The organism is Tepidamorphus gemmatus (genome assembly GCF_004346195.1).
GTDB classification, from domain to species: domain Bacteria; phylum Pseudomonadota; class Alphaproteobacteria; order Rhizobiales; family Tepidamorphaceae; genus Tepidamorphus; species Tepidamorphus gemmatus.
Window position 1 is genome coordinate 457,153 of record NZ_SMAK01000002.1, and the last position, 12,859, is coordinate 470,011.

The window sequence follows — 12,859 nt, forward strand, 5'->3', positions numbered from 1 at the left end:
CCGCAACGAACCCTGACGCGGTCGGCTCCTCCGCGGGGTGTGCGCGGTCGCAGTCAGACCGCCGTTCAGAGATGTCGAGGCGCCTGCCGGACTGCCTGCGGCGCACGCGGTCGGCCCCAGGTCGGACGGTGCCTGCGGTCGGGAAGCCCGTACGGCGCAGCCCGGCCTCAGTAGCGGCCCTGCAGGAACATCCGCCAGTCGGTCTGCGACCCTACGAAGGCATTGCGGTCTACGTCGCCCTGGATGCCCGGGACCCGCCCCTTGGCCGTGTACTGCCAGAAGGTCCAGCGGCGATCGCCGTAGCGGGTGCTGGGATGACCGGCAACGCTGCGCAGCCAGAAGTGGTGGCCGGTGAAGGCATCCACCAGCCGGTCGCGGTGGAAGTCGACGGAGGTGTAGATGACCGGCCGCTTGCCGTACCAGCGCTCGGCCCCGTCGAGAAATACCTGCATCTCGCGCAGGATCTCGTCGCGCTTGGGCTGGCGCCGGCAGGTCTTCGATTCGCCGACCCACTCCATGTCGAGCACCGGCGGCAAAGCGTTGGGGTCGCGCGGCACGTTCTGGATGAACCAGTCGAGCTGTTCCTGTCCGGTGCGGCACATGTACCAGAAATGATAGGCGCCGCGCGGAACGCCCGCCTCTGCCGCGGCAATCCAGTTCGTCATGAACATGGGATCGACATGATCGCCGCCCTCGGTCGCCTTGATCCAGGCGAAGGCCACACCGCTGTGGGCGACCTGTCGCCAGTCGATATCGCCCTGCCAGCGCGAGACGTCGATGCCATGCACCGGGTAATCCTCCGGTGTCAGGATCCTCGGCCCGAAACTCGCGCACGATGCCGTCAAGGCGACGCTCCCCGCCACCACGAACCGCGCGAACAGCTTGCGCAAGGTTCCAACAACACCCTCAGGCTTCGACATCGCAGGACCGCACAGGTTACCTAACTTCGGACAACCTGCTGCGGTCGCCCGACCTCTAACCAGCCTGCCGGCGGTTAAGGGAACGTAACCCGAATCGCGAAAACGCACAGAACGGGATTAAACTTTCGTAAGGCATCGAACTGTGGGGCATCGGGCCGTTCGCTCGCGATGGCACACTGGGCGCAGACTGCAGCGGGCGTACTGGACGAAGGGCGTCCTGCGGGCGAGCCTGTCACACAGCGTGCGCGCGGTGGTGTCATGTTCCTGGGTCGCTCAGTGGATCCGTCCCGCTTCGCGGGCTCCCGCCGCCGCGTAGACAGCCTCGACCAGCGGCTGGCCCGCGCCGACGCCTCGCGTATCCGCTGCCACGAACAGATCCTCCAGATAGCAGCAGGGGGCGTCCGACCAAGTCGAAGGATGGAACAGGTAGCGGCAGATCCGGACTACCCGACCGCTGCGGACGGCGACGAGCCCGTGCAGGTCGAACTGGGGATGATCGAGCAGGCGCGACCAGGTGCGCCCGGTCCGAGGCTGCGGACCACGGGTCGGGCGCGGCTCACGATACGGCGGACCGCAGCCGCTCGACCACGAAGGCGATCTCGCGGTCTTCGAGGTCGCCGTGGATCGGCAGACTGAGGACCTCTTCCGCAAGACGTTCGCTCACCGGCAGCCGCAGGCCATCCGGGACCCATTGCGCGAAGGCGGGATGGCGATGCAGCGGGATGCGGTAGAACAGCCCCGACCCGACGCCCGACGCCGCCAGCCGGTCGCGCACCGTGTCGCGGCCGTCCACGCGTATGGTGTAGAGCGCCCAGGCGCTGGACCGCCCCTGCGGAACATGCGGAACGATGAATTCGCCGTCCAGGGCGGCCGTGTAGGCGTCGGCAACCTCCTGCCGGCGCTGAAGCTCGTCCGCGAACGCTTCGAGCTTGACGAGCAGCACCGCCGCCTGGATCGTGTCGAGCCGCCCCGTCATGCCGATGCGCAGCGCCTCGTCGCCTGAGCCCTGCCGTCCATGGGTGCGGATCATCCGCACCGCCTCGGCGAGATTGTCATCCTCGGTGAAGATGGCCCCGCCGTCACCATAGGCGCCAAGCGGCTTTGTCGGGTAGAAGCTGGTCGCGGTGATCGGCGCCAGCGTTCCCACACGACGGTTGCCGAGCGCGCCGCCGAAGCTCTGGGCGGCATCGGCCAGCACCGTCATGCCGTATCTGGCAGCGATGGCGGCGATCGTGTCGTAGTCGGCCGGAAGCCCGTACAGATCGACAGGCATCACCACGCGCGGCTGCAGCCGGCCCTCACGTACCACCGTGTCGATTGCGACCTCGAGGGCGGCCGGGTCGAGGTTGAAGCTGCGCTCCTCGACGTCGACGAAAACCGGAGTCGCGCCGAGCGGCGCCACCGAGGCCGCCGACGCGGAAAAAGTGAAGCCCGGCACGAACACGGCGTCGCCGGGGCCAACGCCGATCGCCATCAGTGCCATGGTCAGCGCATCCCGTCCGCTCGACACCGCGATGGCATGGCGGGCGCCGCAAAAGCTCGCCAGGTTGCGTTCCAGCTCCTCGACCTCCGGGCCGAGAATGAACTGGCCATGCTTCAGAACCTCGTCGATCCTGTCCTCGATACGCGCGCCGAGGCGTTCACGCTGTCGCGCCAGATCGTAGAGGCCGACCGCGGTCACGGGGGTCTCCCCGACCAGGGCCGCGATGGAGCTCGCTTTAACCACGCTGATCCATTCCTTCTGCCGGGCCGCTCAAGCGCCGAGACGTGCTTCGATTCGGGCCCTGTGGTTGCGGATGCTTTCAGTGATGCGGGCCGCCACCCCGAGCGCCTCCCGACCGACCCGCCCGTCCACCGTGGGTCGGCGGCCGTGGCGGATGCAGTCGACGAACTCGGCGATCTCGTTGGCGAGACCATCCTCGCGCGGGATGTCCCACGATTCCGCGGCGATTGCATCTGCACCAACCGTCGCAGGGTCGCCGTTGCGGGTGAACCGCGTCAGCCTGTGGGTAACGAAGTCGCAGACCATGTAGCTGTCGGGCTGGAACAGGCGGATCTGCCGTTCGGTCTTCGAGGCGATGCGGCTCGCGGTGATGTCGGCCACTGCACCATTGGCGAAGGTCAGCCGCGCATTGGCGATATCCTCGGTCGCGTTGAGGACGGGAGCGCCCAGCGCCTGCAGCGATTCGACCGGCGCCCCGACGAGACCGAGCACCAGGTCGATGTCGTGGATCATCAGATCGAGGACGACGTCGACATCCGTCGCTCGCGGCTTCCAAGGCGAAATCCGCCGGCTCTCGATGAACAGAGGATGCCTCACCTTGCCGGACAGCGCCTTGAAGGCCGCCGAGAACCGCTCGATGTGGCCGACCTGCAGGACCACTCCGCGCTGCTCGGCCATCGCCACGAGACGGTCGGCGCTGGCGACATCGTCGGTGATGGGCTTCTCGATCAGGACGTGGATGCCCGCCTCGATGAAATCCCTGGCGACCTCGAAATGCTGGGAGGTCGGTACGGTGATCGACACGCCGTCGACCTTCCCGATCAATGCCCGGTGGTCGGTTTCCACCGCGCCGCCGAACTCGGCCGCGACCGCCTCGGCCCGCGCCCGGTCGACATCGCACACCGCGACGAGATCGCAGTCGGCGTTGGCCGCATGGTGCTTGGCGTGGAAGCGGCCGAAGTACCCGAGGCCGACCACTGCGGTGCGAGGACGAAGGTGCATGTCGCCCTCATGGCACTTCGGGCCTACAGAAGCAAGACTGTCGCAAGTCCCAGAAAAGCAAAGAATCCAACAACATCTGTAACAGTCGTGAGGAACACGCTGGACGCGATCGCCGGGTCGGCGCCGATCCTGTCGAGGATGACCGGGATCGCGAACCCGAACAGTCCGGCGCAGAACAGGTTGAACACCATCGCCATGGCGATCACCCCGCCAAGCTGCGGATCCGCGAACCATACCGCCGCAACGATGCCGATGAAGATGGCAAACACGATCCCGTTCAGGATTCCCACCAGCATCTCGCGCAGGAACACCCGGCGGCGGTTGTATCCGCCGAGATCGCCGGTCGCGAGCGCCCGTACCGTCACCGTCATCGCCTGGGTGCCGGCATTTCCGCCCATCGAGGCGACGACCGGCATCAGGACGGCGAGCGCGACCATCTTCTCGATCGAGGCGTCGAACAGGCCGATCACCGAGGCCGCCACCAGCGCCGTGCCGAGATTGATCAGCAGCCAGGGAAACCGGCTGCGGGCTGTGTAGAGGACCGAATCCGAGATCTCCTCATCGCCGACCCCCGCCAGACCGCGGATGTCCTCCTCCGCTTCCTCCTGGATGACGTCGACGATGTCGTCGAAGGTCAGCACACCGACGAGCCGGTCGCTCTCGTCGACGACCGCCGCCGACACGAGGTTGTAGCGCTCGAACAGCTGCGCCGCCTCCTCCTGATCCATGTCGGCACGCACGGTATGGATCGTCGTGTCCATGATCCTCTCGATCGGCACCGGCCGCTTGGCGCGCAGCAGACGGCTCAGCGCGACGCGTCCGATCGGCTTGAATGCGGGATCGACGACGATGATCTCGTAGAATTCGTCGGGCAGGTCGTCGGCCTCGCGCATGTAGTCGATCGTCCGACCGACCGTCCAGAACGGCGGCACCGCGATCAGATCGGTCTGCATGCGCCGTCCGGCGCTGTCCTCCGGATAGTCGAGGCTGCGCTTCAGCAGCGCCCGCTCGAACGCCGGCATCTGCGCCAGGATCTCGGCCTGCTCCTCGTCGTCCAGATCCTCCAGAATGTAGACGGCGTCGTCGGAATCGAGCTCACGGACGCCTTCGGCGACCGCGGCACTCGGGAGGCTTTCCAGAACCTGCTCGCGGATCGTGTCGTCGACCTCGGTGAGCACCGCAAAGTCGAAGTCGTGGCCCAGCAGCTCGATGAAGCGCGGCCGCTCCTCCTGCGACAGCATCTCGAGCAGGTCGGCGATATCGGCCTCGTGCCGGTCCGCGCACATTGCGCGCAGCGCATCGGAGTCTGCCGCCGCGATCGCCGCGCGCACCGCCTCGACAAAGGTCTCGGCGATTGCCCCCGTGTCATCGCGCAAGACCGCAGCGACGCCGGCACCCACCGGCGCCTGATGCTCCGGATGCTTCTGCACAATCGACTCCCTGATTTGACCGGCTCGACGAAGCCCGGTCATCCAGCTTGTAGCGCAATGCCGAAGGCCGGCAAAGCTACTCCGGATGCCGCAATCAGCGGCCCAGCAGCGCGGCGACCTCCTCGCCGACGGCCAGCGACGCGGTCAGGCCCGGCGATTCGAAGCCGTAGAGGTTTATCAGGCGGTTGCCACACGGCCGGTCGATGCGGAAATCCGGTGCCGCGGCGCCGCCGAGCTTGACGCGAATGCCGGCATAGTCCGGATAGAGTGCACCGTCCGGCAAGCCCGGCCAGTAGCTGCGGATCGCCGCATAGAAGGGCTCGGCGCGCGACGGATCGACCGTGTAGTCAAGACGGTCGACCCATTCCACGTCAGGGCCGAACCGCGCCCGGCCGGCCATGTCAAGCGTCAGGTGCACGCCGAGCCCGCCGGGTTCGGGCAGCGGATAGATCAGCCGCGAGAACGGACAGCGACCGGCAAGCGCGAAATAGTTTCCCTTGGCATAGGCGACCGTCGGAATCGTAGCCCGCGGCACCCCTTCGATGGCGGCCGCCACCGCATGAGCGAACAACCCGGCGGCATTGATGACATGCGCCGCGTGAAGGGTGAACGGCTGATCGCCGCCGAACTCCAGCACGACCCCATCCCGTTCGATCCGCCCCTTGCACAAGGGCGTGCAGAAGGCGATGGCGGCACCGGCGGCCTCGGCATCACCCTGCAGCGACAGCATGAAGCCATGGCTGTCGACTATCCCGGTCGATGGCGACATCAGCGCCGCAGCAACATCCAGTGCCGGTTCCAGTTCGAGCGTACGATCACGGTCGAGCAGGACAAGATCGCGGACACCGTTTGCCTCGGCACCGGCGCGGATGCCGGCGAGCCTGACGGCCTGCTCCGCCGTCGAGGCGACGATCAGCTTGCCGCAGCGGCGGACAGCAACGCCGCGCTCCGCGCAATAGGTGTACAGCCTGTCACGTCCGGCGACGCACAGCCGCGCCTTCAGGCTGCCGGCCGGATAGTAGATGCCGGCGTGGATGACCTCGCTGTTGCGGCTGGAGGTGCCGGATCCGATCTGCGCTTCCGCCTCCGCCACGATGACCTCGCGCCCGGCTTGCGCAAGCGCCCGGGCGACCGCCAGCCCGATAACCCCGGCGCCGACGACGACGCAGTCGACCCGGTCCACTGCTCAGACCACCGCAACTGGATCTTCATGAAGAAAAAAAGCCCCGCCGGTCAGAAGACTGCCGGGGGTTCTTGATGGTGCGGTCGAGAAGACTCGAACTTCCACGGGGTCTCCCCCACAGCGACCTCAACGCTGCGCGTCTACCAATTCCGCCACGACCGCACTGGTTGCCGCGACCGACCGGTCGCGGACACGGCCGTCATGTAGCAAACGCGTTGCGCTGGAACAAGGGCTTCGCGTCGTCGCGCCTGCCGGGAAATGTGTCAGGTTCTGCGCCGATCGGAGGCGAGCGGCAACATCCGGGTGATGGAAACCGTGATCTTCTCGCCCTGCACCAGCACTTGCCCCTCGGCGATCGGCACGTTGTTGGCCAGCAGCACGACATCATCCGATTCGCGGCTGTCGAGCGCGATCACGGCGCCCCGGCCCATCCGAAGCAGCTGATGCACGGGCATGGTCGCGCAGCCGAGCTGGACTGCAAGAGCGACGGACACGCTTTCGATCGTGGACATTGTTCCGCTGACTGCCGCAAACCCCTATATCAACACAGTGCGATCCTGATGCGGACATGGTTAGCGTATGGTTAATCCCCACACCGCCGAAGATACCGCACGCTGCCTGTCCGGCATCGAATGGCGCATCTCGGACCGTCCAGTCGGCTATCTCGATGCCGTTGCCGAGATGGAAGCACGCGTGGCCGCGATCGCGGCTGGTACCGCGCCCGAGCTTGTCTGGCTTCTGGAGCATCCCCCGCTCTACACGGCCGGAACGAGTGCCGCGGATGACGAGCTGATCGACCCGCGGTTTCCGGTCTATCGGACTGGCCGGGGCGGCCGCTGGACGTACCATGGTCCGGGCCAGCGCATCGCCTATGTGATGCTCGACCTCAACGCTCGCGGCCGCGACGTGCGCCGCTTCGTGGCGGATCTCGAAACATGGCTCATCCGCACGCTGGCCGCATTCTCCGTTCGCGGCGAGGTCCGCGAGGACCGCGTCGGCGTCTGGGTCCGGCGGCCCGACAAGGGCCCGGGGATCGAGGACAAGATCGCGGCAATCGGCATCCGTGTCCGACGCTGGGTGAGCTTCCACGGCGTCGCCCTAAACGTTGAGCCCGACCTCGACCACTTCGGCGGCATCGTGCCCTGCGGCATCGCCCGGCATGGCGTCACCAGCCTCGCGGACCTCGGCCATGTCGTCACGATGCCGGAAGTCGACATGGCGCTGAAGGACACGTTCGCCGAGCTGTTCGGCCCGCTCAGACCGTCGGCAGTACGGTAAAGCCGTCGGGGGCGGCCCCGCCCTCGGCCAGGATCGCGACGGAGCGCACGCGCGCGTCGCGCGGTCCGATGCGGCAGCGCGCCAGCATCTCGGCGACCCGCTCCGGATCGCCGGCGAACAGCGCCTCGACCGCGCCGTCGCGCCGGTTGCGCACCCATCCCGACACCCCCAGCATCTCGGCCTGCTCGCGGGTCCAGGCGCGGTAGTAGACCCCCTGGACAAGCCCCTCGATACGCACATGAACGGTGCGCACGCTGCCTCCGCCTATCCCGACCTGCGCCGGCGCGCCGGCTTCGACGGTGCCAGCAGGCTGCGCTCGTCGTCGACGATGTAGTCTCGGATCACCGGCACCGCGTCCCGCTCACGGCTGAGCAGAAGCTGGAAGACCATGTTCGAGCCGTTCAGGAATCCCAGCTCCACCGCCGACAGGTAGAACTCCCACATGCGGCAGAAGCGCTCGTCGTAGATCGCCCGGGCAGCCTCGCGGTTGGCGGCGAAGCGCTGCCGCCAGTGCCGAATCGTCCAGTAGTAGTGCAGCCGCAGGATCTCCGCATCGCAGGCCCACAGGCCGACGCGCTCGAGCGAGGCGAACACCTCCGATAGGGCCGGCACATAGCCGCCGGGGAAGATGTACTTGCGGATGAACGGGCCGGTCGTTCCGGGCGGGCTCATCCGGCCGATCGCATGGATCATGGCGAATCCGTTCGGTTCCAGCAGGTCGTGCACCTTGCCGAAATACCCATCGAAGTGATTGACGCCGACATGCTCCATCATGCCGACGGAAACCACCCGGTCGAACCGCCCGGTCAGCTCCCGGTAATCACGCTCGAAGAAGGTGACCCGATCCGCCACGCCTGCCTGTTTCACCCGCCGGCGCGCCACGCGGATCTGTTCCGGCGAGACGTTGATGGCCGTCACCTCGGCACCGAGCCGTGCCAGCTGGATCGCCAGCGATCCCCAGCCAGAGCCGATCTCCGCAACTCGCATGCCCGGTTCGAGCCTGAGCTTGGCAGCAACATGCATCAACTTGGCCGCCTGCGCCTGCTCCAGCGTATCGGTCTGGGGATCGCGGAAATAGGCGCAGGAGTAGTTCAGCCCCTCATCGAGGAACAGCCGATAGAACTTCTCGGAAAGGTCGTAGTGATGGCGCGCATGCCTGGCCGCGACTCCGAGCGGGTTGGCCTGCTGCCAGCGCTTGAGCCCCCGCCAGACGCGCCGCAGCAGCTTCTGCGAGCCGGCCGAGGCCAATCCTGACCGGTTGACCGAGAACAGCTCCACAAGGCCATGCACATCGGAGCCGTCCTCGAAGGTCAGCGTGCCGTCCATATAGGCCTCGGCCGCGACGAGTTCCGGATTGAGCGCGAGCTTCCAGTCGAGAGCCTTGTCGTGCAGGCGCACCGTGACGACCGGTCCGTCGACCCCGCTGCCGAATTCGCGCAGTTCGCCGTCCGCATCGTATAGCCGCAGGTGTCCGTTGCGGATGAACTTCCTCAGCAGACGGGGCAGAAACCGCATCACGTTCTCCTCGCGCAAAGGAAGGTTAGCACCGGGATCGGTACCTCGCGAATCCCGAGGCCGTGCGAACGTGCGAGAGACTCCCCGAGCACTGGCGGCGGCGCACGGCATGATCACCGGATCAAGGGTCTCGGCACCGCTGCAGACCCGCCCGGGCTCGGCATTGCCCGCCCGCCGGCGGTTCACCCCAACGTCCCGTTGCCGCCCGCCCGCGACGGTTCGATGGGATCGACGTGAACGGCCGGCGCGATCCTCACGCGAATTCCAGGATGACGGCATCGACAGCGAGGCTGTCGCCTGGCTTGGCATGCACCTTGGAAACGGTCGCGTCGCGTTCGGCGCGCAGCACGTTCTCCATCTTCATTGCCTCGACGACCGCCAGCGTCTCGCCCGCCTTCACCTCCTGGCCTTCGACGACAGCGATCGAGACGACGAGGCCCGGCATCGGACACAAGAGCAGCTTCGAGGTGTCGGCTGCGACCTTCTTCGGCATCAGCGCGGCAAGGGCCGCCTCGGCCTCGGTGAACACGTCGGCCTTCACCGCCACGCCGCGATGGGCAAGCGCGTAGCCGGCCAGCGTCGGCTTGACCTGCACGCAGACCGCCTCGCCGCCAATGGTACCGGTCCATACCGGCTGTCCGGGAATCCAATGGGAATGGACGTGCACCGGACCGCCTTCGTCGTCATCGAAGGCGACCGTGAAATCCGGCAGTTCGCCGGACACGGTCAGGCGGATCTCCCGTCCCTCGAACCGGACCACGCGCCGATTGGGGAACCGGTAGCCGCCGACCCTCAACTGACCGGTGATCGAGCGACGGCGCGAATTGTGCAGGTGATCGACACAGGCTGCGACCGCTGCGACGACTCGCTCCGCCTCGCGGTCCGGCTCGCGCGGATGAAAGCCGTCGGGATACTCCTCGGCGATGAACCCGGTGGACAGATTGCCTGCAATCCAGCGCGGATGCTCCATCAGCGCCGACAGGAACGGGATGTTGTGCTGGATGCCGTCGATGTGAAAGGCGTCCAGCGCCCGGCTCATCTGACGGATCGCCGAGCGGCGGTCGGGCCCGTGTGTGACCAGCTTGGCGATCATCGGATCATAGAACATCGAGATCTCGCCGCCTTCGTCTACGCCGGTGTCGATCCGCACGGTCAGGCCCTTGTCGCTCGTGCCCTCCTCCGGCGGCCGGTAGCGCACCAGGCGGCCGATCGAGGGCAGGAAGTTGCGATAGGGATCCTCGGCGTAGACCCGCGATTCGATCGCCCAGCCGTTGAGGCGGATATCCTCCTGGCGGAACGGCAGCGGTTCGCCCGCCGCGACCCGGATCATCTGCTCGACGAGGTCGATGCCGGTGACAAGTTCTGTAACCGGATGCTCGACCTGCAGACGCGTGTTCATCTCCAGGAAGAAGAACGACCTGTCCTGACCGGCGACGAACTCGACGGTGCCGGCCGAGTAGTAGCCCACGGCCCTCGCCAGGGCGACCGCCTGCTCGCCCATCGCCCGGCGCGTCTCCGGGTCGAGCAGCGGCGACGGCGCCTCCTCGACGACCTTCTGGTTGCGCCGCTGGATCGAGCATTCGCGCTCGCCGAGATAGACGATGTTGCCATGCTTGTCGCCGAGCACCTGGATCTCGACATGGCGCGGGTTGACGATGAACTTCTCGATGAACACCCGGTCGTCGCCGAACGACGACTTCGCTTCGGACTTCGACCGGGCGAATCCCTCGAGCACTTCCGCTGCCGTCCAGGCGACACGCATGCCCTTGCCACCGCCGCCGGCGGACGCCTTGATCATCACCGGATAGCCGATCTCCTCGGCGATCTCGACGGCGCGCTCCGGCGTCTCGATAACGCCCAGGAAGCCCGGTACGGTGGACACGCCTGCTGCATCCGCCGCCTTCTTCGACTCGATCTTGTCGCCCATCGCCTCGATGGCGCCGACCGGCGGGCCGATGAAGGTGATGCCCGCAGCCTCGAGCGCCCGTGCGAAGCCGGCGTTCTCCGAGAGGAAACCGTAGCCGGGATGCACCGCCTCCGCCCCGGTCTGGCGGCAGGCCTCGATGATCCGGTCGACAAGCAGATACGACTCGGCGGCCGGCGGCGGGCCGATGCGGATCGCCTCGTCTGCCATCTCCACATGGAGGGCGTCCTTGTCGGCGTCCGAATAGACAGCGACTGTCGCAATGCCGAGCCGGCGAGCGGTACGGATCACGCGGCAGGCGATTTCGCCGCGGTTGGCGATCAGGATCTTCGAGAACATGTGGCCGGAACGCCCCCTGCTGGCGGTAACAGACCTGTGTGCCAAGGTCTTTTAGTCGCGGCGAACAGGCCCGTAAATGGCCGAGCGGGCCCGGCCTGCCGGATGCGTCATGGCCAGGCCGGCATGAATGGCAGCATGGCCCGGTAGACAAGGGCCATCAGCACCACCGACGCCAGCATCGCCGCCACGTGGCGCCAGGCGAAGGCGGAACTGCCCGAGACGACCGACAGCACGGACTTGGAGACCGAGTTGGCGCACGCCACCACCAGGATGGCGAGCACGGCGATGGTGGGCGGCACCGTGCTTCCGGCGCCGCGCGCCATCGACAGCGTCACCGCGTCGACATCGGCAAGGCCGGCCGCCGCCGCGAGCCACAAAGCGCTCTGCGGACCGAACCAGGCCTGCAGCGCGTTGGCGAGGAACATCACCAACGCCAACAGGCCACCGAAGCGCAGCACCGTCGCGAATTCGAAGGGATTTCCGAGCGCAATGGTCGTGGACTGCCCCTTGGCCGGGCTTCGTCCCGCACGCAGATAGGCGAAGCCGAACAGGCCGGCGACGGCCGCCGCCGTCACGAATGCAGGCGCGAGAAAGGGCCAGAGCCGTTGCTCGATGAGCACCGCGACGACGAGGATCCTCCCGAACATCACGGCACCGGACAGGCAGGCGCCGCTGGCCAGCAGCTTCGGATCGGCGGCCGGGTCGCGGCTGCGGCGGGCCATGTCGAGTGTCACGGCCGTGGAGGACACCAGCCCTCCGACGAAGGCCGTCAGTACGAGACCGCGCCGTTCTCCGACGAGGCGGGTCGCCGCATAGCCGGCGAACGACACTGTCGCGATCATGACGGTGAGCAGCCAGATGGCGTGCGGATTGAATGCGCCGAACGGACCGAAGGCCCGGTCCGGCAAGAGCGGCAGCGCCACGAAGGTCATCGCCAGCAACACGATCGCCGACCGGATCTCCGGCCAGGAAAGCGCCGCCACCCAGCGATGCAGCATGGTCTTGAACGCGAGCAGCGCGGCCGTCACCACGGCCGCGGCCGCGGCCAGGGCGATGTGGCCGACCACCGCGTAGCCGCCCAGAACGAAAACCAGCATCGCCGCGACCACCGTCGTCACGCTGTAGTCGTTCTCCTTGCCGGCCTCACGCCATTTGAACAGCGTCACCGCGCCGGCGAAGCCCAGGAAGACGACGGCGAAGATCGCAACGCCGAGTTCGCGCGCAAGAAGCGCGGTCAGACCACCCAGCAATCCCGACAGGGCGAAGGTGCGAAGTCCCGCCGTTCGTCCGCCTTCGCCCTCACCGCGCTCGCGCCAGCCGCGTTCGATACCGATCAGGAATCCGATGGCAAGGGCCAGCCCCAACCTCTCGAACAGCTCCACCGTGTCCATCGTCCTGCTCCTGCTCCACCGGACGTTCGGGCGCGCCGCAATCGCTTGTCCGGCCGCCGTCCGCCTGTCGCCGTGACCGAGCGCACCATCGGTTTGTGGAAGACACCGCACTCCATCGGGTCTTTCAGCAGCCACAGGTTGCGATTTCCGGGCT

12 protein-coding genes and 1 tRNA gene are annotated in these 12,859 nt (G+C 67.1%); 1 reads left to right on the top strand and 12 read right to left on the bottom strand.

Features of this window, described 5'->3' with window-relative positions:
• Positions 1-167: 167 nt before the first annotated feature.
• From EDC22_RS05090 to EDC22_RS05125, 8 genes are all read right to left on the bottom strand, one after another.
• A complete protein-coding gene (locus EDC22_RS05090; RefSeq protein ID WP_245499632.1) occupies positions 168-845 on the bottom strand; it encodes a glycoside hydrolase family 25 protein in 678 nt (225 codons plus the stop codon).
• A 348-nt stretch (positions 846-1,193) separates the two neighbouring features.
• A complete protein-coding gene (locus tag EDC22_RS05095) occupies positions 1,194-1,571 on the bottom strand; it encodes a GNAT family N-acetyltransferase (RefSeq protein WP_132805521.1) in 378 nt (125 codons plus the stop codon).
• Entirely contained in the window at positions 1,477-2,601 is a 1,125-nt protein-coding gene (locus EDC22_RS05100) for a DegT/DnrJ/EryC1/StrS family aminotransferase (RefSeq protein WP_245499633.1), read from the bottom strand. Before EDC22_RS05100 ends, EDC22_RS05095 begins: the two co-directional genes overlap by 95 nt.
• Positions 2,602-2,673: 72 nt before the next feature.
• Positions 2,674-3,645 (bottom strand): Gfo/Idh/MocA family protein, encoded by a 972-nt coding sequence (locus EDC22_RS05105; RefSeq protein WP_132805522.1) that lies wholly within the window; start codon positions 3,643-3,645, stop codon positions 2,674-2,676.
• 23 nt (positions 3,646-3,668) lie between these two features.
• Entirely contained in the window at positions 3,669-5,075 is a 1,407-nt protein-coding gene (gene mgtE / locus EDC22_RS05110; RefSeq protein WP_425385511.1) for a magnesium transporter, read from the bottom strand.
• A 94-nt stretch (positions 5,076-5,169) separates the two neighbouring features.
• Entirely contained in the window at positions 5,170-6,258 is a 1,089-nt protein-coding gene (locus EDC22_RS05115) for an NAD(P)/FAD-dependent oxidoreductase (RefSeq protein WP_132805524.1), read from the bottom strand.
• Positions 6,259-6,333: 75 nt separating this feature from the next.
• Positions 6,334-6,420, bottom strand: a tRNA-Leu gene (locus EDC22_RS05120).
• Between the two features lie 101 nt (positions 6,421-6,521).
• Positions 6,522-6,770 (bottom strand): FliM/FliN family flagellar motor switch protein, encoded by a 249-nt coding sequence (locus tag EDC22_RS05125; protein ID WP_132805525.1) that lies wholly within the window; start codon positions 6,768-6,770, stop codon positions 6,522-6,524.
• A 67-nt stretch (positions 6,771-6,837) separates the two neighbouring features.
• On the opposite strand from EDC22_RS05125, the gene lipB reads away from it, so the two are divergent.
• Complete coding sequence (lipB, locus tag EDC22_RS05130) at positions 6,838-7,536, top strand: lipoyl(octanoyl) transferase LipB (RefSeq protein ID WP_132805526.1); 699 nt, start codon at positions 6,838-6,840, stop codon at positions 7,534-7,536.
• On the opposite strand, the gene EDC22_RS05135 is transcribed toward lipB, so the two are convergent.
• The 4 genes from EDC22_RS05135 to EDC22_RS05150 all read right to left on the bottom strand — a co-directional run bounded on the left by EDC22_RS05135 (position 7,514) and on the right by EDC22_RS05150 (position 12,705).
• Positions 7,514-7,789 carry an acylphosphatase gene (locus tag EDC22_RS05135; RefSeq protein WP_132805527.1) on the bottom strand — a complete coding sequence of 92 codons (276 nt, stop codon included), beginning with the start codon at positions 7,787-7,789 and terminating at the stop codon, positions 7,514-7,516. The two genes, lipB and EDC22_RS05135, sit on opposite strands and share 23 nt — an antisense overlap.
• Positions 7,790-7,800: 11 nt before the next feature.
• Complete coding sequence (locus EDC22_RS05140) at positions 7,801-9,051, bottom strand: SAM-dependent methyltransferase (RefSeq protein ID WP_132805528.1); 1,251 nt, start codon at positions 9,049-9,051, stop codon at positions 7,801-7,803.
• A gap of 253 nt (positions 9,052-9,304) precedes the next feature.
• Entirely contained in the window at positions 9,305-11,314 is a 2,010-nt protein-coding gene (locus EDC22_RS05145; protein WP_132805529.1) for an acetyl-CoA carboxylase biotin carboxylase subunit, read from the bottom strand.
• A 107-nt stretch (positions 11,315-11,421) separates the two neighbouring features.
• Complete coding sequence (locus tag EDC22_RS05150) at positions 11,422-12,705, bottom strand: MgtC/SapB family protein (RefSeq protein ID WP_132805530.1); 1,284 nt, start codon at positions 12,703-12,705, stop codon at positions 11,422-11,424.
• Positions 12,706-12,859 lie beyond the last annotated feature (154 nt).

What these genes read in the sequence shown, in the direction of transcription:
- EDC22_RS05105 (WP_132805522.1), bottom strand. Translation starts at nt 3,645, where the DNA reads ATGCACCTTCGTCCTCGCACCGCAGTGGTCGGCCTCGGGTACTTCGGC.
- EDC22_RS05125 (WP_132805525.1), bottom strand. Translation starts at nt 6,770, where the DNA reads ATGTCCACGATCGAAAGCGTGTCCGTCGCTCTTGCAGTCCAGCTCGGC.
- lipB (WP_132805526.1), top strand. Translation starts at nt 6,838, where the DNA reads ATGGTTAATCCCCACACCGCCGAAGATACCGCACGCTGCCTGTCCGGC.
- EDC22_RS05140 (WP_132805528.1), bottom strand. Translation starts at nt 9,051, where the DNA reads ATGCGGTTTCTGCCCCGTCTGCTGAGGAAGTTCATCCGCAACGGACAC.
- EDC22_RS05145 (WP_132805529.1), bottom strand. Translation starts at nt 11,314, where the DNA reads ATGTTCTCGAAGATCCTGATCGCCAACCGCGGCGAAATCGCCTGCCGC.
- EDC22_RS05150 (WP_132805530.1), bottom strand. Translation starts at nt 12,705, where the DNA reads ATGGACACGGTGGAGCTGTTCGAGAGGTTGGGGCTGGCCCTTGCCATC.